The following is a 3,566-nucleotide window of genomic DNA, read 5'->3' as shown; positions in this document are numbered from 1 at the left end:
CTATTCAAATTGCTTAAATTATATAGAGTATCATTAGTAACTAATACTGAATCGAAATTACTTGCAGTAGTTTCTTTCCAATACAACCACCAAGATGTAGTCGCTTGACTTGTACTTGTCCAACTTATCTCTGCAGAATTAGTAGTAATATTATTTGCTACTTGATTAACTGGCTTAGGACATGTTGGAATATAGTCAATTACTAAATCATCGATACGGAAATAATTAGTTGCAGTTGTATATAGAGATCTAAATGCTATATATCTTCCTGTACCAGTATAAGCCGCTAAAAATACATCAAACTTTTCAAAAGTAGTAGTTGTAGAAGAAGCAAGAGTTGCAATAGGAGTAAATGTTGAAGGGTCATTCACGTCATCCATAACCCCAACTTCAGCAACAGAAGTAGCACTACCATTTCTTAAATAGAAAGAAACCATTAGTGAATCCATTCCTACTGAAGGATCAATTGCAGGAAGTATTGCAATATTATAATTACCTGTTGTTGCATAGAAATACAATGAAGCAGGTGGACTATAATTTGTAGAGTTTAAATATGGATAAGTAGAATATGTTGTTATTTTCATCCAGCAATTTGGATATAAATCACTTGTTGCACCTCCATAAGTATCGAAATTCTCAGTATATGGGAATGTAGATATTGGTAAGCATGGAGTAGTAAATGACATAACACTTGATATCTCTGAGAACTCAGTTAAACAATCAGTTTTTAAGTAATACTCATACTCAGTACTTGGATTTAAATTAATAATATTGTGAGTAGTCATACCACTTACATAAGCAGAATCTAATACGTTAGTCATTTTATTTCTCCAATACAACCACCATGAATTACTATTTTGGTTTCCAGGAGTCCAAGAAATATCGGTAGAAGTAGCAGTAGTATTGCTAACATTTAAATACAAAGGCTTAGCACAAGCAGGAATATAATCAATTACTAAATCGTCGATATAGAAACTATTATAATCAGTTGCATATTCTGATTTAAATGCTATATGCTTTCCTGTTCCAGTATAGTTTGTGAAGAATATTTCAAACTCTTGCCAAGTGCTTAGTGCAGACATACTAAGAGTGTCAACTCCAACGAAGGTTGTTGCATCATTAGCATCGCTCATTACTCCAACAATACATTTAGAAGCTGTAACTCCAACTCTTAATTGGAGTTTCATACGCAATGAATCAATACCAACCCATGGAGCTAATTCCACAGAACCTATATTAAATGTTCCAGAACTTGCGTAGAAATACATTGAACCTGGAGCGCTGTAATTAGTAGTACTTATATAAGGTCTGTCAGACGAATAAGTATTTATTTTTTGCCAACATGAAGGATATACACTAGTCCCTGTTCCATAAGTATCAAAGCTTTCTAAATGAGGGAAAGTAGAAATAGGTGCACATGCTGTTGTAAATGTCATAGTGAATGAAGGAGGAGATAATTGATAACCACAATCGGTACGTATCTCAACTTCATATTCAGTATCTCCAGTTAGATTGGTAATATTTACTGGATAAGTTATCGCATAAATTGAATCCCAAGTAGTGGTTCCAGTAGCTCTATAATATACCCACCAAGCAAAATCGGTTGTGTTAGCTGGAATCCAATTAACATCGGCAGAATTTGCTGTTATATTGCTGAAAGAAACAGCAGAAGGTCCTGCACATTGTGGCATAGGAGAAACAGAGATATCATCTATATTCAAATAATATCCACCAGTTGTATTTCTAACAAATGCTATTTGATAATCACCAATAAATTGGGTTAAACTTACCTCGTATGGAGTCCAATCCGAAGCTGGAACTATAACATCAGGCATAACAACAGTAAATAAACTTGTATCGGCTGCTGAGGTCATAGCTCCATTAGTTGTAACATCAAATATTTGAATATTTAATTCATCAGTATACGATGAATAACCTTTTGCCCAGAACTGAAGTCTTTCATTCCCTGTAAGTGTCATAACTGGAGTGATAAACCAATCATTACAATCTCCAGCAGAAGTTGATCCACTATACATTTGTAATGCACCAGTTCCTGTTCTAACGTAAGAAGAAGAAGTGGTTTTACGCCATACGCCATTAGCTTGAGTTCCTCCATTGATATTAATCCAACACCATGGTCTTGAATCAGCAGTTCCACCTAAACCGTCTCCTACCCACCATGAATCCTCAAAGCCTTCTTCCCAAGGGAAAATACTTATTGGTTCGCAAGGCATTCCATAATTAAGAACATTTGAATGGAATGTTGTATCTCCACTTGTACATATAGCTCTTAATCTAATATTATAAACATTATTAGGGTTAAGATTTGAAAGAGTGTGAGGATGAGTTGCTGCAAATTCTGATTGCCAGTTTTCATCTTCATAAAGTTTGTAATCAATTAACCATCCGAGACAGTTTGCATCATCAATACTATCCCAATCAAATGTCATAGAATTTGTAGTAGATGCAAGTCTTGTTAAGCCTGTAGGAATATTACAAGAAGGAGTAGTCATAAGTACAAGGTCATCTACAAACATTCCATTATATCCACCATATCCATCACATCTAAATGCTATGTATTGACCTGTTCCTGTATAAGAAGCGAAATCAACTGAGAAATTTTCCCATGAGCTTGTAGCAGAAGGGGAGAAGTTCGCAATTGAATCAAATGTACTAACAATTGCAGTGTCGCTCATAACTCCAATAGTAAGATTATACGCAGCACTTCCCTTTCTTAATTTAAAGTACATACTTAAATCACTTACATTAATTGAAGGGTCTAAGCCTGGCAAGATTCCAATATTATAATTTCCAGAATTTGTGTAGAAATATAATGAGCCAGGGGCAGTATTACTTGTTGAATTAACATAAGGATAATAGGAATAAGTAGTTTTTCTTCCCCAACAAGGTAGGAAAATATCGGTTCCAGTACCATAATAATCGAAACTTTCGGTATATGGTAATGAGGTAATTAATGAACAAGAGGTCATAAATGTCTTAACAAATGAAGGTTCTGACAATTCAGTACCACAATCAGTCCTAATTTCAATTTCATAAGTTGTCATTGGACTTAGAGTAGTAAATGAATAGGAATTTGTTACAGAATAAACAGAATCCCAATTACTGGTACCTGCAGCCTTATAATATATCCACCAAGCATTATCGGTAGAATTGCCAGGAGTCCAAGACACATCTGCACTTGTAGTTGTAATATTTGCAAATGCAATATTAGTAGGTCTTGCACAAGCAGGGATATAATCAACTACTACATCATCTAAATAAAGATAATTAGTTGTGGAATTGTATTCTGCTTTAAATGCTATGTATCTTCCTTGTCCAGTATAAGATGCTAAAGATACTTCAAATGGTTCCCAAACAGTTGTTGCTGAAGGTGAAACTGTGTCAATTCCAACAAAGCTTGTAGGGTCACTAAGGTCACTCATCACACCAACCATTAAATTAGAAGTGTTATTCCCTTTTCTCATCCAGAAACCAACCTGCAATGTATTCATGTTAATAGTTTGATCTATCGCATTTAAAATTGCTAAATTATAAGTTCCAGAAGT

At 34.6% G+C, this 3,566-nt stretch carries 1 protein-coding gene; it reads right to left on the bottom strand.

Features of this window, described 5'->3' with window-relative positions; genetic code table 11:
• Positions 1 to 3,512: choice-of-anchor J domain-containing protein (locus tag M0R38_13180; protein ID MCK9482688.1), on the bottom strand; the 3,512-nt coding region annotated here is incomplete at its 3' end.
• Between the last annotated feature and the right edge of the window lie 54 nt (positions 3,513 to 3,566).

It is taken from the genome of Bacteroidia bacterium (assembly GCA_023228875.1).
GTDB lineage: Bacteria > Bacteroidota > Bacteroidia > NS11-12g > UBA955 > JALOAG01.
The sequence above is the reverse complement of the archived record's forward strand: the minus strand, read 5'-3'. Positions and strand labels throughout refer to the sequence as shown.